The 25899-nt window shown below is 63.4% G+C and carries 22 protein-coding genes; 11 read left to right on the forward strand and 11 right to left on the reverse strand.

What is annotated here, in order from left to right; all coding sequences use genetic code 11:
• Positions 1-72 precede the first annotated feature (72 nt).
• From H4I92_RS05295 to H4I92_RS05310, 4 genes are read left to right on the forward strand one after another with little or no spacing between them, the layout of a single operon-like run.
• Positions 73-738 carry a methylamine utilization protein gene (locus tag H4I92_RS05295; protein WP_077529614.1) on the forward strand — a complete coding sequence of 222 codons (666 nt, stop codon included), beginning with the start codon at positions 73-75 and terminating at the stop codon, positions 736-738.
• Positions 738-3092, forward strand: a complete 2355-nt coding sequence (locus H4I92_RS05300; RefSeq protein WP_077529615.1) for a putative bifunctional diguanylate cyclase/phosphodiesterase — start codon at positions 738-740, stop codon at positions 3090-3092. The genes H4I92_RS05295 and H4I92_RS05300 overlap by 1 nt, the downstream gene beginning before the upstream one ends.
• Positions 3089-3973 (forward strand): DUF3034 family protein, encoded by an 885-nt coding sequence (locus tag H4I92_RS05305; RefSeq protein WP_077529616.1) that lies wholly within the window; start codon positions 3089-3091, stop codon positions 3971-3973. Before H4I92_RS05300 ends, H4I92_RS05305 begins: the two co-directional genes overlap by 4 nt.
• Positions 3973-4434 (forward strand): group I truncated hemoglobin, encoded by a 462-nt coding sequence (locus H4I92_RS05310; RefSeq protein ID WP_077529617.1) that lies wholly within the window; start codon positions 3973-3975, stop codon positions 4432-4434. The genes H4I92_RS05305 and H4I92_RS05310 overlap by 1 nt, the downstream gene beginning before the upstream one ends.
• 18 nt (positions 4435-4452) lie before the next feature.
• Here the strand turns inward: H4I92_RS05310 and H4I92_RS05315 are convergent, their stop codons facing one another.
• A complete protein-coding gene (locus tag H4I92_RS05315) occupies positions 4453-5067 on the reverse strand; it encodes a glutathione S-transferase family protein (RefSeq protein WP_077529618.1) in 615 nt (204 codons plus the stop codon).
• Positions 5067-5708 carry a cAMP-activated global transcriptional regulator CRP gene (gene crp / locus H4I92_RS05320; protein WP_077529619.1) on the reverse strand — a complete coding sequence of 214 codons (642 nt, stop codon included), beginning with the start codon at positions 5706-5708 and terminating at the stop codon, positions 5067-5069. Before crp ends, H4I92_RS05315 begins: the two co-directional genes overlap by 1 nt.
• Positions 5709-6013: 305 nt before the next feature.
• Between crp and H4I92_RS05325 the strand changes: the two genes are divergently transcribed.
• From H4I92_RS05325 to H4I92_RS05345, 5 genes are all read left to right on the forward strand, one after another.
• Positions 6014-6433, forward strand: coding sequence for an OsmC family protein (locus H4I92_RS05325; RefSeq protein ID WP_077531670.1), 420 nt, complete (start codon positions 6014-6016; stop codon positions 6431-6433).
• A gap of 317 nt (positions 6434-6750) precedes the next feature.
• Entirely contained in the window at positions 6751-7542 is a 792-nt protein-coding gene (gene speD, locus H4I92_RS05330; RefSeq protein WP_077531671.1) for an adenosylmethionine decarboxylase, read from the forward strand.
• 166 nt (positions 7543-7708) lie between these two features.
• On the forward strand, positions 7709-9277 hold the full coding sequence (locus H4I92_RS05335; protein ID WP_077529620.1) for a flavin-containing monooxygenase: 1569 nt from the start codon (positions 7709-7711) through the stop codon (positions 9275-9277).
• Positions 9274-10137 carry an SDR family NAD(P)-dependent oxidoreductase gene (locus tag H4I92_RS05340; protein ID WP_077529621.1) on the forward strand — a complete coding sequence of 288 codons (864 nt, stop codon included), beginning with the start codon at positions 9274-9276 and terminating at the stop codon, positions 10135-10137. Before H4I92_RS05335 ends, H4I92_RS05340 begins: the two co-directional genes overlap by 4 nt.
• Positions 10137-11117, forward strand: a complete 981-nt coding sequence (locus tag H4I92_RS05345) for an alpha/beta fold hydrolase (protein ID WP_077529622.1) — start codon at positions 10137-10139, stop codon at positions 11115-11117. Before H4I92_RS05340 ends, H4I92_RS05345 begins: the two co-directional genes overlap by 1 nt.
• Before the next feature lie 9 nt (positions 11118-11126).
• On the opposite strand, the gene H4I92_RS05350 is transcribed toward H4I92_RS05345, so the two are convergent.
• The 5 genes from H4I92_RS05350 to H4I92_RS05370 all read right to left on the reverse strand — a co-directional run bounded on the left by H4I92_RS05350 (position 11127) and on the right by H4I92_RS05370 (position 18847).
• Positions 11127-11996, reverse strand: coding sequence for a phosphoribulokinase (locus H4I92_RS05350; RefSeq protein ID WP_077529623.1), 870 nt, complete (start codon positions 11994-11996; stop codon positions 11127-11129).
• A gap of 81 nt (positions 11997-12077) precedes the next feature.
• A complete protein-coding gene (locus tag H4I92_RS05355) occupies positions 12078-14906 on the reverse strand; it encodes a DUF1631 family protein (protein WP_077529624.1) in 2829 nt (942 codons plus the stop codon).
• A 95-nt stretch (positions 14907-15001) separates the two neighbouring features.
• Positions 15002-16309, reverse strand: coding sequence for an amino-acid N-acetyltransferase (argA, locus tag H4I92_RS05360; RefSeq protein ID WP_143512609.1), 1308 nt, complete (start codon positions 16307-16309; stop codon positions 15002-15004).
• Complete coding sequence (gene argE / locus H4I92_RS05365) at positions 16306-17475, reverse strand: acetylornithine deacetylase (RefSeq protein WP_077529626.1); 1170 nt, start codon at positions 17473-17475, stop codon at positions 16306-16308. The genes argA and argE overlap by 4 nt, the downstream gene beginning before the upstream one ends.
• A gap of 1 nt (position 17476) precedes the next feature.
• On the reverse strand, positions 17477-18847 hold the full coding sequence (locus H4I92_RS05370; protein ID WP_077529627.1) for a hypothetical protein: 1371 nt from the start codon (positions 18845-18847) through the stop codon (positions 17477-17479).
• A 181-nt stretch (positions 18848-19028) separates the two neighbouring features.
• Here H4I92_RS05370 and H4I92_RS05375 point away from each other — a divergent pair, with 181 nt between their 5' ends.
• Positions 19029-19481 (forward strand): PilZ domain-containing protein, encoded by a 453-nt coding sequence (locus tag H4I92_RS05375; protein WP_077529628.1) that lies wholly within the window; start codon positions 19029-19031, stop codon positions 19479-19481.
• Here the strand turns inward: H4I92_RS05375 and argB are convergent.
• From argB to coaBC, 4 genes are all read right to left on the reverse strand, one after another.
• Positions 19468-20364 carry an acetylglutamate kinase gene (gene argB, locus H4I92_RS05380; RefSeq protein ID WP_077529629.1) on the reverse strand — a complete coding sequence of 299 codons (897 nt, stop codon included), beginning with the start codon at positions 20362-20364 and terminating at the stop codon, positions 19468-19470. The two genes, H4I92_RS05375 and argB, sit on opposite strands and share 14 nt — an antisense overlap.
• 23 nt (positions 20365-20387) lie before the next feature.
• Positions 20388-21851, reverse strand: coding sequence for a phosphohexomutase domain-containing protein (locus tag H4I92_RS05385; RefSeq protein ID WP_143512610.1), 1464 nt, complete (start codon positions 21849-21851; stop codon positions 20388-20390).
• A 1387-nt stretch (positions 21852-23238) separates the two neighbouring features.
• Positions 23239-23700: a dUTP diphosphatase gene (dut, locus tag H4I92_RS05390; RefSeq protein ID WP_077529631.1), complete on the reverse strand. Its 462-nt coding sequence runs from the start codon at positions 23698-23700 to the stop codon at positions 23239-23241.
• 23 nt (positions 23701-23723) lie between these two features.
• Positions 23724-24929, reverse strand: coding sequence for a bifunctional phosphopantothenoylcysteine decarboxylase/phosphopantothenate--cysteine ligase CoaBC (coaBC, locus tag H4I92_RS05395; RefSeq protein WP_077529632.1), 1206 nt, complete (start codon positions 24927-24929; stop codon positions 23724-23726).
• A 145-nt stretch (positions 24930-25074) separates the two neighbouring features.
• On the opposite strand from coaBC, the gene radC reads away from it, so the two are divergent.
• A complete protein-coding gene (radC, locus tag H4I92_RS05400; protein ID WP_077529633.1) occupies positions 25075-25749 on the forward strand; it encodes a RadC family protein in 675 nt (224 codons plus the stop codon).
• The last annotated feature ends 150 nt before the right edge of the window (positions 25750-25899 follow it).

The raw sequence follows: 25899 nt of genomic DNA on the forward strand, positions 1-25899 counted from the left end.
GGGTTTTCCAGCATCGTACCCTCCGTGTATCTGCTATCTTCATGCTGTCAGACGATCCCTGAAGGTGGGGCCATGAGACGTGTTCTGAACCGCCCGGTATGGTTCGCCCTGCTGAACTCCTGCTTTCTTCCTGCGCTCTCCGTCGCCAGCCCGCTCACCATTACCGTTATTGATGAGAGCAGCAGCGAGCCGGTCGAGAACGCCGTGGTGACCCTCCCCGGCTCCGGGGGTGCCGAAACGGACGCCTTTACCATCGCCCAGAAAGATCGGGCCTTCCAACCGCGCGTACTGGTGATTCCCGCCGGGTCGGAAGTCAATTTCCCCAACCGCGACGACACCCAGCATCACGTCTACTCCTTCTCAGAAGCGAAAACCTTCAACATTGAACTCTACGCGGGTGAGCCGGAATCCCCCATCCACTTCGACCAAACGGGTATCGTCGAGCTCGGGTGCAACATCCACGATCACATGCAGGGCTTCATCATAGTCACGGACCGCCCCCATTACGCCCTGACCGATGCCAGCGGCGAGGCGCACTTCGAGATGGCTTCCGGTGCTGGCAGCCAACCGCTTGAAGCCAACGTGTGGCACAGGCGCCTCAGCGATACCGGCCGCCTTACCCAGCACACGCTGACGCCCGGGGCAGAATCCGCAATGCGCATTCAGCTAACCCTGGAGCCCAGGGACGAAGAGGATGACGAACTCGACCAGCTCCAGCAGGAGTTCCAGGATCTGTGATGGCATTGCTGCCTGAAACCGGGTTCCGTGCGCGCCTGATGCTAGCCATGCTGGCACTGGTGGTGCTCGCCAGCGCCAGCGTGGCGGCGGTGCTGATGTATAACCTGTTCGAGGAAGAGAAAGCGCGCGCGGAAGAACAACTGGATGTCGCCGAAAGGGTCGCCAACGAAGTGATTGATGCGCGCACGGACCTGCTCGTTTCCAACCTTCAGATCGTATCCCGGGACTTCGGTCTCAAATCCGCCATCGCCTCCAGGGACATCCCCACCATTACCAGCGCGCTCGAGAATCACAGCGCGCGGGCCAACGCCGATCTGGCAATGATCACGGACGAGGAAGGCAAACTGATCGCCAATCTGGCAGACCTTGAAAATGGCGCCCAGGTTCCCTTCGGCGCACTGTTCCGGAAAGCACGCCAGGAGGGCAGCGTATCCGCCGTGACCCGCTGGCGCGACGAGGTCCACCAGATCCTGATGGTGCCGATTGAAGGGGGTGGACTGAAGGCCTGGCTGATTGCCGGTTTCCGCCTGGATGACGACTTCGCCCGGCTGATCGCGGACCTCACCGCCACGGAGGTGGTATTCCAGACCAGGGGCAAGGAATACCGGATCCTCGGCGCCAGCCTGCCCGACTCGGAGCTGCCTGCCTCTGAGATGACATCAGCGTCGCAAACAGCCTCTGGCATGCGTGAAAACAACAAGTTCTTCATGCGCTCGATGCGTCTCGATGGAATAGACCGGACACCGGCACGGATTTGGCTCCTCAAGGATCGGGCCAGTGCCCTTTCACGCTATTACGCGCTTATTCTCGAGATGGCCATCGTGCTGGCGGTGGTCCTGGCGGTTGCAAGCGGTGTCGTCCTGGTAACCGCCCGTACGCTCGGGCGCCCCATCTTCAAGCTGTCGCGTTTTGCCCAGGCCCTGGGGCAAGACCGCCGTGCCGCGCCCCCGGAAATCAGGGTGCCCGGTGAACCCCGGATCCTGCTGCGGTCACTGCTGAACATGCGCAGCAGCATCCTCGAGCATGAACAGCGCATCGAGTACGCGGCAACCCACGACAGCCTGACCGGGCTGCCCAACTGGCGCGCGATCAAGGAACGGCTCCAGCATTACCTGGACAATGGTGAACAGGCCAATGTCATTGCCGTCAACCTCCCGGACATCAAGACCATCAACGCGATGCTGGGCTTCCGTTTCGGGGACGAGACCCTGATTGCCAGCGCGCTCAGGCTGAACGGCGTCCTGCTGAGACCGGGCGAACTGGCACGGACCGGGGGCAGCCAGTTTGTTGCCATACTGCCCTCCCTGGAAGGCAGGGGCCTGCATGAGCGTCTGTCGTGGCTCAAAGAGCGCATCGAGACCTCCGTGGAAATATTCGGCAGCCCCATCCAGATCCATGTGGATCTTGCAGCGCTGAGCATTCCGGAACAGGGAAACACCATTGATGAGATACAGCGGCGGCTGGACCTGACCCTGGAGCGCGCATCCCATGCAGCCGACCATATCGCTCTCTATACCCCGGGTGGCGACGAGGAACACCTGCGCGAGATCCAGTTGATCCGGGATCTCAGTGATGCGATCCAGAACCGGCAGCTGCACCTGAACTACCAGCCCAAGGTGACAATGGATACGGGCCGTTTCATCGGAGTGGAAGCGCTGGTTCGCTGGCATCATCCCGAGTTCGGATTCATCAGCCCCGAAGAGTTCATTCCCCTGGCGGAGAGTTCCGGTCAGACGCTGCTGCTGACCGAACTGGTCATGACCATGGCGGCAGAAGACACCCGCGAGTGGCGATCAAGGGGGCTGGACCTGAAGCTGGCCATCAACCTCTCGGCACTGGACCTGACCAATCCGGAGCTGCCGGAGAAGGTTCAGGGTCATTTCCAGCACCTGGAAGGCGAAATGGACCGTCTGACCTTCGAAGTCACCGAAAGCGCCGTCATGAGCGATACCGGCGCGGCACTCCGGACCCTGGAGAACCTGCGCGCCCTGGGCGCAACCATTTCCGTTGACGACTTCGGCACGGGGCATTCCTCCCTCGCCCAGCTGCGCCAGCTCCCGGTGCAGGAGCTCAAGATCGACAAGTCTTTTGTCCTGAACATGAATCGCGAGGAACAGGACCAGTTGATCGTCAAATCCACCATCGACCTGGCCCACGGACTCCAGCTCCGGGTCTGTGCCGAGGGCATCGAGAACCTCGAGAGCTGGAAGATGCTTCAGCAATGGGGCTGTGAGCAGGCCCAGGGCTTTTTCATGGGCCGGCCGATGCCCGGAGCGGACCTGCCCGACTGGGCCAACCGCTATGAGCAGTGGGCACGGGAGCAGGGGCTCAACAACAGCGGAGACGATGAATGAATAAAGCCTGGACACCCCCGATACTGGCTCTGGGAATTGGCCTGGTGCTGTCGCCAATGGCCAGCGCGGACCCACCCGGCAGCCGCCTCTGGGGCACGGGCGGCGTCAACAGCATTGAAGGCAGCGCGGGTGGCGGGCTCAGCCCCTGGGCAACCCTGGCCGGCTACGCCAGCGACGAGGAATGGGGCGGCACCGTCGCCCTCTCCAGGGCCAACACTCAGGACTACACGCTCAATGTCCAGGGTGCCGCATTCAACTGGCGTAACCGGATCGAACTGAGCTTTGCCCGCCAGGAACTTACACTCGACACCCTCGCTTTCACCCCCACGCTTCAGCCCTTTGGTGAATCTGATCTCACCCAGGATGTGTTCGGTGTGAAGGCCCGACTTGCCGGCGACCTCATCTACAGCCCCTACGGCCAGTGGAGCCTCGGTGCCCAGCACAAGCGCCACCGGGTGTCCGAGATTCCCGCCGCCGTGGGTGCCGAGGACGACACCGGCACCGATGTCTACCTCAGTGGCAGCAAACTCTTTCTCGCCGGTCCCTTTGACCGCAACCTCGTGGTCAACGGCACCCTCCGTGCCACCCGCGCGAACCAGGGCGGCCTGCTGGGCTTCGGCGGCGACCAGCGGGACAGCCACGAACTGGTCGCCGAAGCCAGTGCCGGCCTCTTCCTGCGCCGTGACTGGCTGATCGGCGGCGAGTACCGGCAGAAGCCGGACAACCTCGGCTTTGCCGGGGAGGACGACTGGTGGGACCTTTACGTCGCCTGGATCCCGGACCGGCGACTGACGGTTACCGCCGCCTACGTGAACCTGGGCGACATCGCCGGACTGGCATCTCAGGACGGCGCCTATCTGTCCGTTGAAGGGAGTTTCTGATGATGCCAGTCCACCGCCATACCCTGCTCGTGCTGCTTCTGAGTGTTTTCACCCTGATGCCTGCCCATGCCGAGGAGCCGTCTTCCGAACTTTACCAGGCGCTGGGCGAACGCTCCGGCATCGAAACCATCGTGAAGGAACTGCTCGGCCGCATCGCCGATGACGAGCGCATCGCCTCCCAGTTCAAGGGCATCGACGTCCGGCGGTTCCACCGCAACCTGAGCGATCAGCTGTGCCAGCTCAGCGGCGGCCCCTGCAGCTACAGTGGCAACGACATGCGCTCGGTCCACGCCGGCATGGGCGTGAGCGATACCCAGTTCAACGCCCTAGCGGAACAGCTGGTGCGAGCAATGGAAGAAGAAGGCATGCCCACCTGGGCACAGAACCGGCTGCTGGAGCGGCTGGTGCCGCTGCATGAGGACATCGTGGACGTGCCGGCGGAAGCCGCGCCTACCCGGTAGGCGCGGGCGCCGGCGCCGTCAGACCTGTGCGGACTCGCGCTGGGAGATGCGCTCGTACCAAGCCTGAAGGTTCGTCTGGTCGGCCTGGATACCGATCTTGTTGACCTTGTTGAAGTCGACGGTGCACAGAGCACTGATGTCCGCTGCGGTGAAATGGTCTCCCACGATGAACTCGCGCCCTTCCAGGTGCTTGTTCAGGAAGTGCATAAACTTCTCCACACCCTTGCGGCATTCCTCGCCCCATTCCGGTATCGGAGTCATGCGGTCTTTGAAAACACCGCTGGTATGCTGGAAACACATGCCGGTGGGCATGAAGAAATAGAGCTCAAGCCAACGAAGCCACTGCTCAACTTTTGCCTTGTCCAGTGCATCCTTGCCCAGCAGTGGCGGCTGCGGGTGAAGCTCCTCAAAATAGCGGCAGATGGCCATGGTCTCAGAGATACAGGTGCCGTCGTCGAGCTCCAGTACCGGCACCTTCTTCATGGGATTCTTCTGTGCGAACTCGGGCGTGAGGTTCTCGCCCTGCTGAAGATCCATCTCAACGAATTCCGCCTGGTCGAGAATGCCCTTCTCGGCCATGAACATACGTACGCGCCTCGGGTTGGGCGCCTTTTTCATCTCGTAGATTTTCATCATCGGGTTCCGTAGACAACCATGGTTTTACCAGAGACCTGCACGAGGCCCTGGTCTTCGAGGGTTTTCAGGACGCGGCCCACCATCTCGCGGGAGCAGCCCACGATGCGGCCGATTTCCTGGCGGGTGATCTTGATCTGCATGCCATCAGGGTGCGTCATGGCGTCCGGCTCCTCGCACAGGTCGAGGAGCGTGCGCGCCACACGGCCGGTCACGTCGAGGAAGGCCAGGTCGCCCACCTTGCGGGTGGTCTGGCGCAGGCGCGAGGCCATCTGTTCGCCGATGAAATAGAGCACTTTGGGGTCTTCCTGGGAGATTTCGCGGAACTTGGTGTAGCTGATCTCCGCGACCTCGCACTCGGTCTTGGCCTTAACCCAGGCGCTGCGCGAGTCCATGTTGTCGAACAGGCCCATTTCGCCGAAGAAGTCACCGGCATTGAGGTAAGCCATGATCATCTCACGGCCCTCGTCGTCCTCGATAATGACGGTGACGGAGCCCTTGACGATGTAGAACAATGAGTCGCTCTTGTCGCCAGCGTAGATGATGGTGCTCTTTGCCGGGTAACGCCGCCGGTGGCACTGGGACAGGAAGTAGTCCAGGTGCTTGGTCTTGTTGTCGACGGGTCTGGCAATACTGGTCATGATGGCATCCTGATTTTGTTATGGTCGTTTCCGTTCTGCCCCCGAGGGACATTTCCCTTTTGATAGCACCCAGTATAGAACAGCACAAGGGGTTCGTCGTTCCAATGGCTTAACCCATGCTTTTCGCCCTGTGGTAGCCTTTTGTGCTTGCAGCGTGAGGCGCGGCCGGGGATTGTCATACGGGAACCGCCACTAGTACTTCCCTGTAGGCTACGCGGTGGCCATCCATGGCCACCGAGTTTCCCGTATGACAATCCCCGACCACACCTCTTTCAACGTCATGGGAGAGCGCCACCACTATGGGTATGAGTACTACAATCAACTGGACTGGCGCCGCCAGCTTCCGCGCCACCACCGGCTCCGGCCACGACATCCAGCTCGACGGCCCGCCCGACCACGGCGGTGAGAACCACGGTGCCCGGCCCATGGAGATGATGCTTGTCGGCCTCGGCGGCTGCACCTCGTTCGACGTGATGAGCATCCTCCAGAAATCCCGCCAGAACGTCACCGACTGCCGCGCCGAAGTCACCGCCGAGCGCGCGGACACGGTGCCCTCGGTCTTCACGAAGATCCACATCCACTTCCACGTGACCGGACAGGATCTGAACGAAAAGCGCGTTGCCCGTGCCATCCAGCTCTCGGCGGAGCAGTACTGCTCGGCTTCGATCATGCTGGAGAAGGCCGGGGTTGAGATCACGCATGACTACACTATTCATGAAGAATAGAGACCAAGGGTCTCGAGCCAAAGGAATGAGCTAGCGCTACCTGCAGGACTCGGGGTTCAAAGGCTGCGGGATGACTTGGAGGGAAGCTCGGTGGCCATGGATGGCCACCGCGCAGCCTACATGGATGTACTTGTGGCGATTCCCGGAAAGTTATCCCGCAGCCTTTGAAACCGGCAGAAGCATCCGCATTCTTGTGGCAGAGGGCAGAATCAGTCCGGGAAATCCCTGAGCAAACCAATGGTGTTCAGCCCAGAGCGACGCAGGCATAATACGCGGCTTTACCGGCACCGTGTGCAAGAGAGTGGAGGGGCATGCCGATGGAACCCAAACTGGAACTTCACGGCTTCAACAACCTGACCAAGTCCCTCAGCTTCAATATCTACGATATCTGCTACGCGCGCACCGAAGAACAGCGCCAAGCGTACATCGAATACATCGATGAAATGTACAACGCCGAACGCCTGACCCAGATCCTCACCGACGTGGTGAAGATCATCGGCGCCAACATCCTCAACATCGCGCACCAGGACTACGACCCCCACGGTGCCAGCGTCACCATGCTCATCGCCGAGCACGAGGAAGCCCCGGAAGGCAACATCAGCGACGCCTCCCCCGGCCCGCTGCCGGAAACCCTGGTCGGCCACCTCGACAAGAGCCATGTGACCGTCCACACCTATCCGGAAAGCCACCCCTACGAAGGCATCAGCACCTTCCGGGCGGACATCGACGTCTCCACGTGCGGCCTCATCTCGCCGCTGAAGGCGCTGAACTACCTGATCCACAGCTTCGACTCCGACATCGTCACTGTCGACTACCGCGTGCGCGGCTTCACCCGGGACGTGAACGGCAAGAAACACTACAGCGACCACGAGATGAGCTCCATCCAGGACTACCTCACCGAGGACACCCGCGCCGCGTACCAGATGATGGACGTGAACGTGTACCAGGATAACCTCTTCCACACCAAGATGATCCTGCGCGAATTCAACCTCGACAACTACGTCTTCGGCGTGAACGCAGCCGACCTGGACAAACAGGAAGCCAACGACATCCACCAGCGCCTGCAGAAGGAAATGCTGGAGATCTTCTACTCCCGCAACCTCCCATAGCCCCTTGTCCCTGCTGACCCGGCGCCCGGTCCCGGGTGCCAATGGGCGCATCCCTGCAAATCGTTACATTGCCTAATGTCACTTTTTTGGTGAAAGCCTTTACATTGAAGTATACAATCGTCTACGTTTGTAGACAGATGTATACAGGCAAGCAGGGAGAACGCCCATGGCCCAACAACAACACGGCACCATCGCGACCAAACACACCCAGGTGGCCATCATCGGTTCCGGCTTCTCCGGACTCGGCATGGCCATCCGGCTCAAGGGCGAGGGCCGTCACAGTTTCCGCATCTTCGAGAAGGACGACGGCATCGGCGGCACCTGGCGCCAGAACCACTACCCGGGCTGCGCCTGCGACGTTCAGTCCCACGTCTATTCCTACTCCTTTGAGCCGAACCCGGAGTGGACACGGATGTTCGCGCCCCAGGAGGAGATCCGCCAGTACCTGGAGCACTGCGCCGACAAGTACCGGATCCGCCCCCACATCCACCTGAACACCCCGCTGACCGAGGCGAAATGGGACGAATCCCGGGCCCTGTGGCAGCTGAAGGACAACCAGGGGCGTGAATTCACCGCCAGCGTGCTGGTCTCCGGCATGGGCGCCCTGTCGATTCCAGCCTACCCGAACATTCCGGGCACGGACCGCTTCCAGGGCAAGACCTTCCACTCCCAGGACTGGGACCACGATTACGACCTGACCGGCAAGCGCGTGGCCGTAATCGGCACCGGCGCCTCCGCCATCCAGTTCGTGCCGGAAGTCCAGAAGGACGCCGGGCAGCTGTACCTGTTCCAGCGCTCCGCGCCCTGGATCATGCCCAAGCCGGACCGCGAGATCAGCGAGAAGGAACGTGACATCTTCCGTCGCCTGCCAATGGTCCAGCAACTGGAGCGCAAGGCGCTCTACTGGATGCTGGAGAGCCGTGTCGTCCCCATGCTGATCAACCCCAGGCTGCTCAAGGCAGCCCGGTATATGGCGAAGTCCCATATCCGCCGCCAGATCAGCGATCCCGAGCTGCAGCGCAAGGTCACTCCGGACTATGAGTTCGGCTGCAAGCGGGTCCTGATGTCCAACAACTACTACCCGGCGCTGGACCAGCCCAACGTGGACGTGGTCACCGACGGCATCCAGGAGATCACCGAGAAAGGCATCGTCACGGAGAACGGCCAGCACCGCGAGATCGACGTGCTCATCTACGGCACCGGCTTCAAGTCCACCGACCCGGTCCCTAAGGGCCTGATCAAGGGCCGTAACGGGCAGGACCTGCAGGAGCTGTGGCAGGACGGGCCGGAGGCCTACAAGGGCGCCGCCATCTCCGGCTTCCCCAACCTGTTCATGATCATGGGCCCGAACACCGGTCTCGGTCACAACTCGATGGTCTACATGATCGAGTCCCAGATCCAGTACGCCCTGGATGCCATCCGGACCATGGAGCAGAAGGATATCGACTGGGTGGATGTGAAGGAAAAGACCCAGCAGAGCTACAACAAGCGGCTTCAGAGCCGCCTTGATGGCTCCATCTGGAATGATGGCGGCTGCACCAGCTGGTATATTCATCCGGAGACGGGCAAGAATGTCGCCCTGTGGCCGGACTTCACCTTCCGCTTCAGCCGCCAGACCCGCCAGTTCGATGCCGCCGCCTACCAGGCCGGCAAGGCCGGCGAGCAACCAGGGGGCGAAGCCACCGGAGAGACAACAGCAACCGCAACAACCGACCTGGAGGAACAGCCCGCATGAAGTCCTTTTCCGGAAAGGTGGCCGCCATCACTGGTGCAGGCTCCGGCATCGGCCGGGCCCTCTCGCGCGCGCTGGCGGCCGAGGGCTGTCACCTTGCACTCAGTGACGTGAACACCGGAGACCTGGCCGAAACCGTACGCCTCTGCGAGCACCAGGGCGTGAACGTGACCAGCGCCACGGTGAACGTGGCCAAGCGCCGCGAGGTGGAGAACTGGGCAAAAGAGGTGGCCCGCGACCACGGCCAGATCAACCTGATCTTCAACAACGCCGGCGTGGCTCATGCGGGCTCGGTGGCCGAATCCAGCTACACGGACTACAACTGGATCCTGGATATCAACTTCAAGGGCGTGCTCTACGGCACCAAAACCTTCCTGCCGCACCTGAAGGAAGCCCCGGGCGGCGGCCATGTGGTGAACATCTCCAGCATCTTCGGCCTCTTCGCCCAGCCCGGAATGAGTGCGTACAACGCCACCAAGTTCGCGGTGCGCGGGCTCACCGAATCACTGCGCCAGGAACTCGACATGGAAGACGGCGATGTCTCTGCCACCTGCGTGCATCCCGGCGGCATAAAAACCAACATTGCCCGCACCGCACGCATGGACGAGAGCATGTCCGATCTCATGGGTGAGGAGACGGGTACGCTGACGGCCAACTTCGAGAAGCTGTTCCGCACCACCGCGGATGACGCTGCACAGGCTATACTGAAGGCTGTGAAGCGTGACCGCCGCCGGCTGCTGATCGGCGGGGAGGCCTATGCCGCGGACTGGATGCAGCGGCTGATGCCCGCCGGCTACCAGAGTCTCGTAACCGGTGCACTGAAGTTCAACCGCCAACGCCAGAACACAGCACGGAGAAGCTGATGGAAGCGACCACCTTCAACGCAATACTCGACTCCCTTCAGGAAGTCAGCGACTCCTACCTGAAGGCGCCCTCTGCCCAGCCGGACCGGGAAACCCTGGACCGCTGGCAGCCCTCCTCCAGCCCCTGGCAGAAGCTTCAGGCCATCAGTGGCTGGATTCCCGGCATCCAGGCGGAAAGCATCGAGATCGACGGGCACCGAATCCAGCACTGGCGCATCGGCTCCGGGCACGGCACACCGGTAGTGCTGCTTCATGGTTTCGGCGCCAGCAAGGAGAACTGGGCCAGTCTGATCCCAGCCATCCGGCGCCGCAGCATGACCCTCTACCTGCCGGATCTTCCCGGATTCGGCCAGAGCAGCTACCACGCGGGCGCCCGCTACACCTATGAGGTCCAGGCCCGGCGCATGGCGGAATGGGCCAGGCATCTCACCCTGCCGCCGGCGTTCTGGATCGGCTCCTCCATGGGTGGTGCCGTCAGTGCCACCCTGGCCGCCAACCACCCGGAACGGGTAGCCGGGCTGGTGCTGATGAACGCCGCCGGTATGGGCAGCGCCCGCCACAGCCCCATGGAAACCCAGCTCATTGAGGGTCGCAACCCGCTGATCCCTGGCAACGCGGACGAAACCCGCACGCTCTTCCGCTATGCCACCTGGCGGGGCCGCGGGGTCTTCAGCCGCGTCATGCCTCTGGCGATGGGTCCGGAAATGCGCCATCGACGCCCGGTTAATCAGCACCTGTTCATGGACATGATGCAGCCCCGCGAACGCATCCCGGAGCTTCTGGAACGGATCCAGGCGCCGGCCCATGTGATCTGGGGCGAACGCGACCAGGTTCTGGATGTCTCATGCGCCCACCACTACGGCGCGCTGCTGCCCAATGCGGAGGTGACGGTGCTGCGGGGTATCGGTCATCTGCCGATGCTGGAGGCGCCACTGCAGACCGGCCGGCTGGTTCGCCGCTTCCTGCGTGACCACGGCTGAGCGCGGGCGCTACCAGGCGTAGCGCTTGTGCTCCATCAGCTCGAGAATCCGGGGCCTGAGGATCAGGTCAATGGCCAGAGGCAGCTTGGGCCCCGGAATCACAAGCGTATCCTGCCGTGACATGAAGCTCCCCGGAATCATCTGCAGCAGCCGCTGGAAATCCACATCCGCGTAGTGGCGGAAGTGAACCACAATCATGCTCTCATCCGCGGAGGGAACCTCCCGCACGACGAAGGGATTCGAGGTATCCACCGTTGGAACGCGCTGGAAGTTGATGTGGGTGTTGGAGAACTGGGGGACAATGTCCTGGACGTAGTCGTCCATGCGGTTGACGATCGTCTCCACCACCTCATCCTGGCTGTAGCCCCGATGGTGGGTGTCCCGATGAATCTTCTGGATCCATTCAAGATTGACGATCGGCACGACGCCGACCAGCAGATCCACATGGCCGGCCACATCGTGCTGCTCAGTTTGCACGCCACCATGCAGTCCCTCATAGAACAGAAGGTCGCAGTCCGACGGCAGATTCTGCCAGGGCGTGAAACTGCCCGGTTCATGACCCGCGGCGATCAGTTCACGGTCCTCATCGTGCACGTATTCCCGATACTGCCCGGTACCAGTGCTGCCGAAGTCCTGGAACAGAGCTTCCAGCTTGTCGATATGATTGGCTTCAAGGCTGAAGTGGTTGAAGTCACCATAGTCACCACGCTCTGCAACACGTGCCATCTCCTCCCGGGTATAGCGATGAAAGCTGTCCCCGCTGACGGTGGCCGCATTCAGGCCCTCGCTGACAAACAGCTTGCTGAAGGCACGCCCGGTAGTCGTGGTGCCGGCACCGGAGGATCCGGTGACCGCAATGATCGGGTACTGGCTGGACATGATCGAATGGCCCGCTCTGCACTGGGAGTCCCAATTTCGGGAATCCGCTATGGTGCATGGGGTATCACCGGCTGGCAAGCCTCAATGGTGCAGCAATCGGGGCCGGGCAATAGCGCTGCCCTGCGCATAGTCCACCCCGAGTTCTCGCAGGCGCTCGATCCGCTGCGAACGGCTGACTCCCGAGACAATCACTTCCGCCCCCAACTGATGGGCGGCCGTCACCACCGCCCTGAGCCTGAGCTCATGCCCCCCCCCATCCTCTTCCGGCGTTCTGGTGCGCGCGCGGATCAGATCCACGGGCAATCGCCTGACCAGATACGCCAGCCCGGCATCCGTTTCATCCGCATCCAGACAGATGCGACATCCCAGCTCCCGCACCTCGCGCATGAACAGTGCCACCGTGTCCGGATCCGCCAGAGCATCAGCATCGGAGATACAGAACCAGAGACGGTGCACGGGACAGGGCTGGATCCGGAATACCTCGTGGATGAAGCGCACGAGACCGGGTTCGGTGAGCGTATAGCCGAGTACCGGGATGCAGATCCCCGGATCCGCTTCCGGCAGCGTCTGCATCGGGCGGGAGAGACAGTCCAGAACAGCCTGCATCAGCCATTCATCAAGGTTCCGGGAACCGGCGAAGCGTTCCGCCAGCGGGATCAGCTCCCGGGCCATCATCAGGTTGCCGTGCTCGTCGGGCAGCGTCATCAGCAACTCATACTGCGCCGCCATGCGGGTTGATCCGTGAAGAGGGATAATCCGTTGGGCCTGCAGCATGAGCTCCTCCTGCCGCAGCCGACCATTGCCCGCCAGCCTATCCACCAACCCGCGAATATAGCGGCTGCGCTCGGCGGGAACACTGGCAAAACGGAAGGCGGGAGGGTATTCAAACGGCGCCTGCCTGGCGGCCTCCTCCGCCAGCTCATACCAGCGGGCCGCCGTCACTATAGCCGGATCACCCACGGCAACACCGGCACACACATGACTGCCGGCATCCGAGACCAGCGCATTGAAGCGCTGCATCAGCATCACCAGCCAGGATTCCAGATTCTCGCGCCGGCACCGGAATACCATCCGGCGCGCGCCGACCCGCCCGATCATACGGCCATCCCCGAGTTCCCGACGCACTTCCGCCACCAGGGCTGCCGTATCACCACGGCTGTCCCACGCCAGAACCACCAGTGCCTGTTCACGGTCCAGCGGTGCCGAGTGCAAGACCCGTTCCAGCCATCCGAGGAACGTCTCCCGATCCGCCAGTCCGGTATCCGGGTCCCGGGTATGCTCCAGGATGCGGCGCTCATAGAGCTGCTCCAGCAGCTGCCCCAAAGCCTCATCCACAAGCGACTGGTCCTGGCGTTTTACCGGGATGAGCGCACCTTGCGCCACTTGATGGGCCAGTTCAGACAGACTGAAGTCGTACTGCTTGCGCCCTGAGGGCGTCACCAGCACAAAACGCCGCCGCCTGGCATTGGTCCATGCCAGGCGCACCGGCGGTTGATCGGGGTGACCGTCAATGAACCAGCTGCCCAGGGGGAGACTTTCCAGCCCGGGGCGCCACTGCTGCAACAACCGGTCATCCTCAACTGGCCCGTCTTCGCCCTGTACGAATCCCTCACTCAGGCGTACCAGTTCCTGAATGCCCGGATCCTGAAGGCAGACTCTGAGCATGGCGCGGGCCGATTCACTGTCGCTCTGGCCCCCGCAGATGACCTCCAGCTGCGCGCTGATGTCATCGGTGCTGCATTCGCCGGGATACCGATGGTACGCCAGCACCGCGTCCAGCAGCGCCAGAGCCTTCCACCATAGGGGCCCGGCGTTCCCCTCATGAAGATGCAGGAGCACCAGCCGGTTACGCCATTCACTCTCGACAAACCGCAACACCGCCAGCGGGATTGGCCCTCCCAGCAGGCGGGCGTCCAGTGCGCTATCAGTGGCCGCCTCTGCTTCCCGCAGGCGCTCACTGCCCGCCACGGCCTTGGTCACCCGTCGCAGATTGCGCTGGTAGGCGTCATCGCGCTGCTGTAATTCCGCTCCGAGAACCCTGACCGCTTCGGTCATTGCCTCTTCATCTTTCCCCTTCGGTGAGCGCAGCGCCCGCAGCAGCGCCTCGGGCCAGGGGCCCGGACTCTCGTGGTCCGCGGTTTCAAGGTCGCCAATCCGGTTGAGCAGCGTCCGCAAGGGGTGGTCGCTGTGAGACAGGGCTTCAGGAGTCCGCGCCAGAGTCCGTTCAATCAACGGCGTCAGCCAGTCCAGCAGCGTCCGTCCGCGCCCGGTCATACGGGGGTTCTCACCCATCACCCGGATAAGTTCCGGAACCAGCGCTCCCGGGAAATCGCCTGCATCCGACTTGCTGCCCTGATAAAGACGGGCAATGGCCTCGTGCAGGGCAAGCCCACCCAGAGCCTCATGGCGCATGGTTTCGGATTCGATCAGAGACGGCGTCGGGGGGATCACCGCCTGCCGCACCGCCACTTCCGCTTGGCGCCCGCGAGTGTTAACGGAAGGCGCCCTGCTCGGAACCACGTCCGGGGCCTGCGTTCGGCGGGACGGGCCCAGCCCGGCCCGGGCCAGGAGCGCTTCGAACCCCTGAAGGGCATCATCGGCAAAGCCGATCACCAGAAAACCCGGCCCGGACTGGAGCACATGCCCATCGATCGCCTGCCAGCGTTCCAGACTCCCATGATGGAACTGGAGCCGGATGCTGTAACCGCCCGCGTCCAGCCAGCTGCGTACCGCGGGTTCACGAGAGGCGGGGTAACGTACTGAGACTGCCTCCGAGGAAAAATCGGTGACCTGACAGAGCCAGGAAAGTCCCTGGGGTGTCAGGGCCCGTACAGCGAGTCGGATATTATGCCGACGCGTATCCCCTCGGTCGGTATTACTGTTGAGCAGTCCTGCTTTTCCCCTTTCCATGAGGTTGTTCCCTGCATTTCCGATCACGGTAGCAGCCTATGTTGATACCACATGGAGAGACCATTACGGGTTTCCGTGTCGCGGTAATCCGCAGGTCAGAGTTGCTTTACAAAAATCCGCGAATTGCGACCTGTGTCATAGTCGCGCCGTTTTTCCGGTGGTAGGGAATCCGGCTCAACCAGCTCAAATCCGCGCTCCGCAAACCAATGGGAGGTCTGCGTGGTCAGCACGAACAGCTCTCCCAACCCTTCCGCCCGGGCATGGCGCTCAACCATGGCAAGCATGCGGTCACCACGCCCCCCGCCCTGGTAGTCCGGGCTCACGGCAAAACATGCCAGCTCCATCATGGCACTGGAAGGATAGGGGTAGAGGGCAGCGCAACCGACCACACGGCCATCGCGCTCATCCACCAGGAAGCGGTCCACTTCGGTCTCGATCAGGTCCCGGGGCCGACTGACGAGGATACCCCTGGCCTCCAGTGGCTGGATCAGCTCCTGGATGCCGTTAATATCCTCCGGCGTGGCGAAGCGGATGTGCTCGTAGTCGTCGTCGGTCACGAGGGTTCCGAGACCATCGAGCGTGAACAGCTCTTCCAGCAGTGCGCCTTCACGCCCATAGCTGATGATGTGCGCACGGCGGACATTGCGGTCGCAGGCATTGCCCGCAGCATCCAGGGCGGCCGCGTCGTCCTCGTCCAGATGCCCTTCATTGAGCAGTTCCCGGGCGCGGGCAACGCTGACTTCACGTATGAGCTCACCGCCGGCATCCGGGATGCCGCTGCGGCCACTGAACAGGATGAGCTTGTCCGCCTCCAGTGCTGCCGCAGCTTCTCCGGCCACTTCCTCATGGGAGAGGTTGAAGGCATCGCCGGTGGCGGAGTAGCCCAGGGGTGGTAGAAGGACTACCTGCCCCAGCGACAGCTGCTCGCGGATGCTGGCAGCGTCCACACGGCGTACCCGCCCGGTATAGCCATGATCCACGCCCTCAATCACACCGATGGGGCGGGCAGTGATCCAATTGCCGCTGGCCACCCGGATCTGGGCCCCGTGCATGGGCGAGTTGGCCACGCCCATGGACAGGTGGCTTTCCAGCAGCGCCCGGACCCGTCCAACCGCCTCAAGCACCAGCGGCAGCTGGGTTTCAGTGGTCACGCGCAGCCGCCCCTGATACCCGGAGGTTTCCCCCGCCTCATCCAGGCGCTCGCGGATCTGCGGGCGCGCGCCGAAGGCCACCACCAGGCGCACCCCCAGACTCGCAAGCAGGGCAATGTCATGGATGATGGTGGTCAGGTTCGGATGGGCCAGCGCATCGCCGCCCAGGGTGATGACCACCACCCGGCCGCGATGGGCATTGATGTAGGGTGCGGAATGGCGGAACCAGTACAGCCAGTCTTGGTCACTCACCCCGATTCTCCTCCCTTGGCGCAGCATTGTTCAATCAGACCGGTCAGTATAGTCACCATGGGCTCGATCTGGGAGAGGGCCAGGAATTCGTCCGGCTGGTGGGCCTGGTCGATGGAGCCCGGCCCCAGCACCAGGGTCTCCATCCCCAACTGCTGCAGGAAGGGGGCCTCGGTGGCAAAAGCAACGCCTTCCGCCGCATGCCCGGTCAGACGCTCACAGATTCCCACCAACCGGGCGGTTTCCGGCTCCTCGAACGGGGGGACGCCATCGAACAGGGGCTCAAAGGTGCAACTGAGCCCGCGCTGCTCCGCCACCGGCCCCACCCGCTCCAGAATGCCCCGGCGCAGGGCCCCGGGGTCCATCCCCGGCAGCGGGCGCAGATCAAAGTGGAGCTCGCACTCCGCGCAGATGCGGTTGGGGTTGTCACCACCATGGATGTGGCCGGGGTTCAGGGTAGGGTAGTCCACCCGGAATCCGGGATGGCGATGATTCCTCTGCAGCTCATCCCGGTACGCCAGAATGCGCGTGAGTGCCTCATTCATCCCTTCCAGGGCATTGCGCCCCAGCGCGGGATTGGAGGAGTGGCCGGACTGCCCCCGGAACACGAGCCGTTCCATCATGATGCCCTTGTGCATGCGCACCGGGCGCAGTTCCGTGGGCTCTCCGATCACCGCGTGCCGTGCCTTCGGGCGACCGGCCTCGATCAGGGCCCGGGCCCCGCCCATGGCGCTCTCCTCATCCGCCGTGGCCAGGATCACCAGCGGTTCCGCCATGTCCTGCCCGCGCGTGCGCCAAGCCGCCTCCAGCGCCAGGGCGAAGAAGCCCTTCATGTCGCAGGTACCGAGGCCGTACCAGCGGTCATCACGCTCGGTAAGCGCGAAGGGATCACTCTGCCACCGCTGGTCATCGAAGGGCACAGTGTCCGTATGGCCGGAGAGCACCAGTCCGCCCGGCCCTTCACCTCGTGTGGCGATCAGGTTGAACTTGCCCGGTGCTCCCGGCACGGGCATGGTCTCCACCCGGAAATCCAGCTCCCCCAGCCACTGGGCTAGGCGGGTGATCACCGCTTCATTGCTGCGGTCCCACTCCGGGCTCACACTGCTGATCGAGGGCATGGCAACCAACTCGCCAAGCATCCCCCGGATATCCGGAATCGGCCGCTGCATATCAGTTCTCCCGTGAGTCGGATGCCGACGGAATCGGCTGCATCTTCCCGAGATCCGGGTTCAGGAAGTCCTCCAGCCCCGGTCCGCTGTCGCCATCGGATATGGGCCGGCCCATGTCATCGGCACGCCGCCAGACTTCAAACCGTTCAACCTCTGTTACCGGGAAAGGCGCCACCACCGAGCCGCCCTCCAGGGCCCGCCGTATATGCAGCTGCTCCTCCTCCAGGGCCACGAGCTGCCCTTCCACCTTCCGGCCCGAGCTCAGCCTGAGGCGTACACGGCGGTCGATCCAGGCACCGGCTCGCTCCGTATCGGACTCGCGGAAGGCCGGCTCCGGGGCGGGCTCATCCATCTGCACCAATGGAGCGCGCTCCGTCTCCTCCGGCGGGTCGCTGGGTTCACTCAGGCTGAACCCGATGTCGTCCAGCTCGCGGCCGTTATGGACAACCTGCAGCCCCGTTGTCTCACGCCACTGCGCCGCCGAGACTCCGTTACCGGGCCAGCCCTCGCCAGCCAGCGCCCAGGTAAAAGCCAGCTCGCCTCCCTCAAGGAGCCATTGCCGGTAGAGTTCGGTAGTGGCCTCGGTTGGCGCCAGGCCCTGACCGGTCATGGCCTGGTTCCAGTGACTGGAGGCGCGGCTGACCCATTCCCCGACCGGTTCATCCTCCGCTGCCGCACAGAAGGAGGACAGGCGCCGCATCAGCCCGGCATCCCGGACGACCAGTTCCGCCTTCCGCGGGAAGGCTGGGACACCACTCCCGCCCGAGACCACCGGCACCTTGAGGTCGTCCGCCTGCCAGAGCAGGGAAAGACTTCCAAGACGACCGGCATCCATTTCCGCCCGGTAGCGGTATTCGCCGGAACCACTCCCCGTGTCCTGGAGCTCGATGTCACCGCTGATCCGGTCCACACCCATGCGCAGCAGATCCGCGGGCGTCAGCGCCGGCTGCTCACCGCAGCCGTGGAAGTGCAGGGGATGGTGCTTCAGGGAAAGCGCCCGACGACTGCGGGCCCAGGGCCGGAAAAGATCCGGCTCGACCACCAGCTCCATGTCATCCACACGCAACTGCCACCGGGAAGGCTGCTCGCCCCCCAGAAGCCAGGCCGGCAGTGCCAGCATCCCGGGTGTTTCCAGAGTGACCTGTTTGACGCGTACCGGCCGGGTGATGTCGAACCAGTGCCACCGCACTCCCTGGAGCGTCACGCGGCCATCCCAGGTTGGGCGAACCGCGTCCCAGTGGAGGTTGCCCCAGGGGCTGACAGCATCCTCCAGTTCCGAAGCGGCTGTCCGTGCGCCGTACCAGAGCGTCGTGTACCAGGCGCCTGCGGCCAAGAACAGCAGAATCACAAGGGCGCCGAAGATTCGTTTCATGGTCGACCATCCGGGGTCATGGCGTGGCAGAACGTGCTGATCATCGTATCGTACCTGATCAATTGGCGATAATGCGGCAACCGTCGCACAAACCGCCCCTCTGCTGACGCAAAAATTATGGAATTCACTATAGTAGGGGCAGGAGGCAGATGGTAACTGTCACCGTTCATCAGGAGACGCCATGAATGCGCACCAGCATCCAGGCCGGACGTTCATCCGGCATCCCATCGACATGCCGATTGACGTTGAGCCACGCGAGGGCGAGCACTACCGCCAGGAGCTGCGCAACCTGAGCCTCGGTGGGGTCGCGTTCTCCTCGGATCGACCATGGCGTACTGGCACGCCGATACGCATCACCATCAGCTGCTGCACTCCGGCCGCCAGCATGGACGGCCGTGTCGCCTGGTGCGAAGCCTGTGGTGGTCACTATGAGGTGGGAGTCGCCTTCGAGGACAGCGCGGACGCCTACCGCATGCGGCTGGTCGAGCAGGCCTGCCACATCCAGCAGTATCGCCTTGACCAGGTGGTCCAGCAGGGACGCTATCTGACCCTGGATGAAGCCGCTGCGGAGTGGATCCGGCAGTACGCCCCCTACTTCGCACCAGTAGAGAAGGGAACCTTCAGGTCCGGGTGATCAGGGTGCCCACGCCCTCGTCTGTGAAGATCTCCAGCAGCGTGGCGTGCGCCACACGCCCATCGATGATGTGGGCGGAGGTCACCCCGCTTTTGACGGCATCCAGCGCACACTGGATCTTGGGAAGCATACCGCCCTGGATGGTGCCGTCCGCGATCAGCTCGTCCACCCGCTCGGCGGTGAGCCCGGTCAGCACATTGCCCTCTCTGTCCTGAAGCCCTGCCACATTAGTCAGGAGAATGAGCTTCTCCGCCTGCAGCGCCTCGGCCACGTGACCGGCCACGGAGTCGGCGTTGATGTTGTAGGCCTTGCCGTCATCACCCACGCCAATGGGCGCGATCACCGGAATCACATCACTGGCGGTGAGCATGTTGATGACCTCGGTGTTCACGGACACCACCTCGCCCACATGCCCGATGTCGACGATCTCCGAGCGGGTGACCTCCGGGGAGGGGTCCCGGACTTCCAGCTGCCGTGCCCGGATCAGGCTAGCGTCCTTGCCGGTCAGGCCGATCGCACGCCCACCGTGCTGGTTCATCAGCGACACGATCTCCTTGTTCACACGGCCTCCCAGCACCATTTCGACCACATCCATGGTCTCGCTGTCGGTTACGCGCATGCCGTTGATGAACTCGGAATGGATCTCCAGCCGCTCCAGCAGCTCCCCGATCTGGGGACCACCGCCGTGAACGATGATGGGATTCATGCCTACCAGCTTCATCAGGACGATGTCCCGGGCGAAGCTGTTCTTGAGCTCCTCGTTCTCCATGGCATTGCCACCGTACTTGATGACGATGGTCCTGCCGGTGAAGCGCTGGATGTAGGGCAGGCCCTTGCTGAGTACCGAGGCCACCTGCATGGCCGTGTCACGATCCATGGTCATGGAATGCTCTGTCTCCTGAATGCTCAGAACGGAATCTTCAGTGACGGCTCCGCCTTGCCAAGCTGCTCCCGGAACACACCCTTGATGCGCTCCAGTGCCTCAACGTTCTGCGCTTCGAAACGCAGCACCAGGTTGGGCGTGGTGTTGGAGGCACGGCACAGCCCCCAGCCATCCGGGTAGTCCACACGCAGGCCGTCAATGTCGGTAATACTCGCCTCGCCGAAATCACCGCCGCTGGCAAGGCGCTCGATCAGTGCGAACTTGTCGTCATCGGCAACCGCCAGGTTGATCTCGGGGGTGCTTTCGTCCTCGGGAAACTCCTCGAAGATGGCGTCCGCCTCCCGGTCCTCGATCCCAAGGATCTCCAGAAGGCGGGCCGCAGCGTAGAGGCCATCATCAAACCCGTACCAGCGCTCGCGGAAGAAGATATGCCCGCTCATCTCACCCGCCAGCAGCGCACCCATCTCCCTCATCTTACCCTTGATCCAGGAGTGGCCAGTCTTCCACATGACCGGCCGGCCACCGTACTCGTTCACCACACTGGCCAGACGGCGCGAGCATTTGACGTCATAGATGATGTCAGCACCCGGGTTGCGCGAGACCACATCCCGCGCGAACAGCATCAGGAGGCGGTCCGGCCAGATGATCTTGCCGCTGTTGGTGACCACGCCCAGGCGGTCGCCGTCGCCGTCGAAGGCGATGCCCAGATCCGCTCCTTCCTTCTTCACGGTCTCGATCAGGGCCTCGAGATTCTCCGGCTTGCCCGGATCCGGGTGATGGTTGGGGAAATCACCATCCACATCACAGTACAGCGGCGTCACCTCGCAGCCCAGTTCACGGATCAGTTCGGGACCGAGTTCCCCGGCCACACCGTTACCGGCATCAACCACCACTCTCAGTGGCGCGGCCACGGCAATATCACCGACGATGGTATCGATATAGGCCTTGCGTACATCACGCTCACTGCGCTGGCCCTGGCCGTCCTCCAGCTGGTGGTTGCGGATCCGTGTCAGCAGGGCCTGGATGGCATCCCCCGCCAGGGTATCGCCACCGAGCATCATCTTGAGGCCGTTGTACTCCGGCGGGTTGTGGCTGCCGGTGATCATCACACCGGAACCGGTCTCCAGATGGTGGGTGGCGAAATACAGGACCGGTGTCGGCACCCGGCCGATACGGATCACATCCACGCCCGTGGCCAGGATGCCGCGTGTCAGCGCCTCAGCCAGATCGGGACTGGAGTGGCGCCCATCGTAGCCCACACAGATGCTCTGCTGCTGGCGCTGCAGCGCCTCGCTGCCAATGGCCCGGCCGATGGTCTCAACAATCTCCGGAGTCAGGCTGTCGCCCACCACACCCCGGATGTCATAGGCCCGGAAGATGGAATCCGGAACATCCACTGTTACCGCCGAGCTTTCCTTAAGACCCATGCTGCCTCCACTACTGTCGCTGTCTCCGAGTCCGAGCACGTCCTCGTCTCCATCGAGCATGTCAATGTCGAGCGCATCATCCCCGAACAACGGCTCGCTGTCACTACTGGATTCCCCGGCGGTCTCCGGCTCCTGCCCGCTCGCCGGCGCCGTTGCCGCGCCGCCTGATGCCGCCCTCCTGCGCCCGGCACCGCCCGTTTCGGGGGGCTCGGTGGGGCGCTCCCTTGCCAGCCGCTGCAGGGTCTCGGCCAGAGCCCTTGCGGCGGGAATGCGCAGCTCCCGCGGCCTCCCCCGCCCTCCCCAANCGGCTCCTGCCCGCTCGCCGGCGCCGTTGCCGCGCCGCCTGATGCCGCCCTCCTGCGCCCGGCACCGCCCGTTTCGGGGGGCTCGGTGGGGCGCTCCCTTGCCAGCCGCTGCAGGGTCTCGGCCAGAGCCCTTGCGGCGGGAATGCGCAGCTCCGGCGGCTTCGCCCGCTCTCCCGAAAACGCTTTCTGGGCCCACTGGCTGAGCCCGGACACGTCCTGGCGGAGCTGCTTCTGCAGCTGACCGAAGACCAGCCAGATGCCCGCAACGATCACCACCGCCACCACAGCCAGAAGGCCCCAGAGTGCCATCGGCGCGACCAGTTCCAGTGTCCCGGAGGTAGGCACATAGCGCACCGACCAGCCACTGACTGCGAGATCCCGGGCCACGCCTCCGCCCTGGCCACTGCCACGGGTGAATACTGGCACATCACGCCCATCCACTCGCTGACGCAGTGCCACGCGGCCTTCCAGGACCCCAGCTCCCGAGAGCACCGGATCCATCACCGAGTCGTCAAAAATCACCAGCAGGCTGCCACCACCGGCATCGCCAACCGGCGCCGCGATCTGAACGAACCAGCTGCCATCCCGCTGGAAGGCATCCATGCGCGTGTCGCCTTCGCGCTCGGCCTGGCGTGCCAGGTCGATACTGGCGAAACCCAGCTCCCAGTCGCGATCCTCAGGCTGGCTGACATCCCCGGGTTCAAACAGGAAAACCGCTTCCGCGGCGGGCAGGGTATCCTGGAGGATCCGCGCGGCATCCTCGCGATCATCACTGCCACCGGCAGCGGTCCGGATGGACTCCTGGGCGGCAAAGGAGCCGACCACGTCATGCAGGTAATTCAGATGCTGGTCAAAGCGCGCCTTGAGCACATCCGCCTGCTCGCGGGTATTGTTCTGCTGGACCGTCTGCTCAGCCGGGGCGACCAGAAAGAAGCTGAACAGCACCCCCGCCAGGGCCAGACCGGTAACGGCAACCAGCGACTGTAGCGTCGGTACACGGGAGAGGGAAAAGGAGCGGGCACCGCCCGATTCGGATTCCGGCCCTGAAGCGGCCTTTCTGAGTCGGAATTTCATGATGTCATCCTTGGGTCTGGGAGGGCTCTGAGGGCCAGTATAGATGGCTGCCCGATGATTGCATCCTACTACTGGCCCCCGGTAGAGCCGAAACCTCCCTCGCCCCGTTCGGAGGCGCTGAAGGTCTCGACCACCCGGAAATCCGCCTGCACCACGGGGACCACAACGAACTGCGCGATACGGTCACCGGGCTCGATGGTGAAGGTCGTGTGCCCCCGGTTCCAACAGGAAACCATCAGCTCGCCCTGGTAGTCCGAATCGATCAGCCCGACCAGGTTCCCCAGTACGATACCGTGCTTGTGCCCCAGGCCGGAGCGCGGCAGGATCATCCCTGCCAGCCCGGGGTCGGCGATGTGCACCGCCATCCCCGTGGGCAGAAGCTCGGTCTGGCCCGGCTCCAGGGTCAGGGGTTCCCGCAGGCAGGCCCGCAGGTCCAGCCCCGCGGAGCCGGCAGTGGCATAGTCGGGCATGGGAATGCTGTTGCCCAGGCGTTCGTCGAGAACCCGGATTTCAATGGATCGGTTCGCCATGGCAGGCAGGTGCTCCTTTCAGGTTAGGCTGGACGACTGTTCTGGTGTGAATGGAAAAGGCGGATCAGGTCCCGGGCCAGCTCGCGTTTCGGGCGCGCCTCGAACCGCTCGCTGCCGCCCCCCCAGAACACCTCAACCGCATTACTGTCACTGTTGAAGCCGAGACCGGGCGTGGACACATCGTTGGCCACGATCAGGTCCAGCCCCTTACGGCTGAGCTTGTCACGGGCGTAGTCGGCCAGGTTGCGGGTCTCGGCGGCAAAACCAATGGTCAGCGGTCGCTGTTCGGTGCGCCCTGCCACCCCGGCCAGGATATCCGGGTTCTCTTCCAGTTCGATGACAGGGGCGTCGGCACCGGCCTGCTTCTTCATTTTCTGGTCCGCTATCGCCAGCGGCCGGTAATCCGCCACCGCCGCCGTGGCGATGAACCAGTCCGTGCCAGCGGCGACCGCCCAGTCAACGGCGTTCTTCATTTCCCGGGCGGATGTCACATCAATACGGGTAACGCCAGTGGGCGTGGGTTGCTCAACCGGGCCTGCCACCAGCGTCACGTCCGCCCCCTGCTGGGCAGCAGCCTCCGCCAGGGCAAAGCCCATGCGGCCAGAGCTGTGGTTGGAGATATAGCGGACCGGATCCAGCGCCTCGCGCGTGGGCCCAGCGGTGATCACAACCCGCAGATTCGCCAGCGGCTGCTCCTGCAGGGCGGCCACTTCCTGCACCAGCACCTCCGGCTCCAGCATCCGCCCTGGCCCGGTGTCGCCACAGGCCTGGTCCCCGGCTTCCGGCCCCCAGAGCCGGAACTGGGAATCCTCCACCAGCAGGCTGCGGTTGCGCTGCGTGCGGGCATTGCGCCACATGGCCTGGTTCATGGCCGGGGCCAGCGCGATGGGTGCTTCCGTGGCCAGGCAAACGGTCGTGAGCAGATCATCCGCCAGCCCACAGGCCAGCTTCGCCATGATGTCCGCCGAGGCCGGGGCAACCAGCACCAGATCCGCCCATTTCGCCAGCTCGATGTGCCCCATGCCGGCTTCCGCCTCCGGATCGAGCAGGCTCTCCCGCACCGGGTGGCCGCTCAGGGCCTGAAAGGTCAGCGGCTGCACAAAGGCTCGAGCGCCGCTGGTCATCACCACCTGCACCTCATGCCCCTGGCGGCGCAGCTCGCGCACCAGCTCCGCGCTCTTGTAGGCGGCGATGCCACCGGTTACGCCTAGAAGAATCTGTTTGCCCACTGTCGCCTCTGGGGATCCGTTTTGCCGTTAAAGATACCAGATCCAGCCTCAGTATTGGCAGCCGTAAGCCAGGACGCTAGACTCTTCAATCACCGCTAGCCGGCGGTACCCTGACGGATCAGGAACCATCAGCGAAGGAGTCGCCATGTCACTGAAAGACCTCCCCGTCACCGAACGCCCGCGTGAAAAGCTGCTGAACCTCGGCCCGGACAGCCTCACGGACGCGGAACTGCTGGCCATCTTCCTGCGCACGGGCAGCGCCGGCCGGCCGGTCATGACGCTGGCCCACGAGCTGCTCAACAGCTTCGGGAGCCTGCGCGCACTTACCGGCGCCTCGGCGGAGCGCTTCTGCCAGACGCCGGGACTGGGCACCGCCAAGTACGCCCAGCTGCAGGCCGCGCTGACCATGGCGCAGCGGGTCATGGAATCACCGGTCACCAACGGCGAACCTCTCACCTCGCCGGCAGCCACCCGGAGCTACCTGAAGTCGAAACTGGTGACGCGTCACCACGAGGTATTCGCGTGCCTGTTCCTGGATACCCGCCACCGGGTGATCCGCTACGAGGAGCTGTTCACCGGGACCATCGACGGAGCCGCTGTCTACCCACGCGAGGTGGTCCGCCGGGCACTGGAGACCAACGCAGCGGCCCTGATCCTGGCTCACAATCACCCCTCCGGCGTGGCCGAACCCAGCAGCGCGGACGTCAATCTCACGGAACGACTGCGTTCAGCGCTGGGCCTGATCGACGTACGGGTGCTGGACCACATGATTGTGGGGCACAATGAGGTCACCTCCATGGCGGAGACAGGCCACCTCTGAAAGCGAAAATTTTTGCGTCGGGCGCCCTTTTCTGGTATAAAACCGGCCTTTTCCGGGAGCGTCAGGCGCGAGCCGTCAGCGGGTGCAACGAAGGCTGCGGGGCACCACCGGGCGCGGGATTCGATTTCAATCATTATGACCAACGCTCAG

The sequence above is a fragment of the Vreelandella halophila genome, from assembly GCF_019903425.1.
Classification (GTDB): Bacteria; Pseudomonadota; Gammaproteobacteria; order Pseudomonadales; family Oleiphilaceae; genus Halospina; species Halospina halophila.

Excerpts from the sequence above, each read along its gene's own strand:
- H4I92_RS05295 (WP_077529614.1), top strand. The coding sequence starts at position 73 with ATGAGACGTGTTCTGAACCGCCCGGTATGGTTCGCCCTGCTGAACTCC.
- H4I92_RS05300 (WP_077529615.1), top strand. The coding sequence starts at position 738 with ATGGCATTGCTGCCTGAAACCGGGTTCCGTGCGCGCCTGATGCTAGCC.
- H4I92_RS05305 (WP_077529616.1), top strand. The coding sequence starts at position 3,089 with ATGAATAAAGCCTGGACACCCCCGATACTGGCTCTGGGAATTGGCCTG.
- H4I92_RS05310 (WP_077529617.1), top strand. The coding sequence starts at position 3,973 with ATGATGCCAGTCCACCGCCATACCCTGCTCGTGCTGCTTCTGAGTGTT.
- H4I92_RS05315 (WP_077529618.1), bottom strand. The coding sequence starts at position 5,067 with ATGAAAATCTACGAGATGAAAAAGGCGCCCAACCCGAGGCGCGTACGT.
- crp (WP_077529619.1), bottom strand. The coding sequence starts at position 5,708 with ATGACCAGTATTGCCAGACCCGTCGACAACAAGACCAAGCACCTGGAC.
- H4I92_RS05325 (WP_077531670.1), top strand. The coding sequence starts at position 6,014 with ATGAGTACTACAATCAACTGGACTGGCGCCGCCAGCTTCCGCGCCACC.
- speD (WP_077531671.1), top strand. The coding sequence starts at position 6,751 with ATGGAACCCAAACTGGAACTTCACGGCTTCAACAACCTGACCAAGTCC.
- H4I92_RS05335 (WP_077529620.1), top strand. The coding sequence starts at position 7,709 with ATGGCCCAACAACAACACGGCACCATCGCGACCAAACACACCCAGGTG.
- H4I92_RS05340 (WP_077529621.1), top strand. The coding sequence starts at position 9,274 with ATGAAGTCCTTTTCCGGAAAGGTGGCCGCCATCACTGGTGCAGGCTCC.
- H4I92_RS05345 (WP_077529622.1), top strand. The coding sequence starts at position 10,137 with ATGGAAGCGACCACCTTCAACGCAATACTCGACTCCCTTCAGGAAGTC.
- H4I92_RS05350 (WP_077529623.1), bottom strand. The coding sequence starts at position 11,996 with ATGTCCAGCCAGTACCCGATCATTGCGGTCACCGGATCCTCCGGTGCC.
- H4I92_RS05355 (WP_077529624.1), bottom strand. The coding sequence starts at position 14,906 with ATGGAAAGGGGAAAAGCAGGACTGCTCAACAGTAATACCGACCGAGGG.
- argE (WP_077529626.1), bottom strand. The coding sequence starts at position 17,475 with ATGCAGCGGCCGATTCCGGATATCCGGGGGATGCTTGGCGAGTTGGTT.
- H4I92_RS05370 (WP_077529627.1), bottom strand. The coding sequence starts at position 18,847 with ATGAAACGAATCTTCGGCGCCCTTGTGATTCTGCTGTTCTTGGCCGCA.
- H4I92_RS05375 (WP_077529628.1), top strand. The coding sequence starts at position 19,029 with ATGAATGCGCACCAGCATCCAGGCCGGACGTTCATCCGGCATCCCATC.
- argB (WP_077529629.1), bottom strand. The coding sequence starts at position 20,364 with ATGACCATGGATCGTGACACGGCCATGCAGGTGGCCTCGGTACTCAGC.
- H4I92_RS05385 (WP_143512610.1), bottom strand. The coding sequence starts at position 21,851 with ATGCTCGATGGAGACGAGGACGTGCTCGGACTCGGAGACAGCGACAGT.
- dut (WP_077529631.1), bottom strand. The coding sequence starts at position 23,700 with ATGGCGAACCGATCCATTGAAATCCGGGTTCTCGACGAACGCCTGGGC.
- radC (WP_077529633.1), top strand. The coding sequence starts at position 25,075 with ATGTCACTGAAAGACCTCCCCGTCACCGAACGCCCGCGTGAAAAGCTG.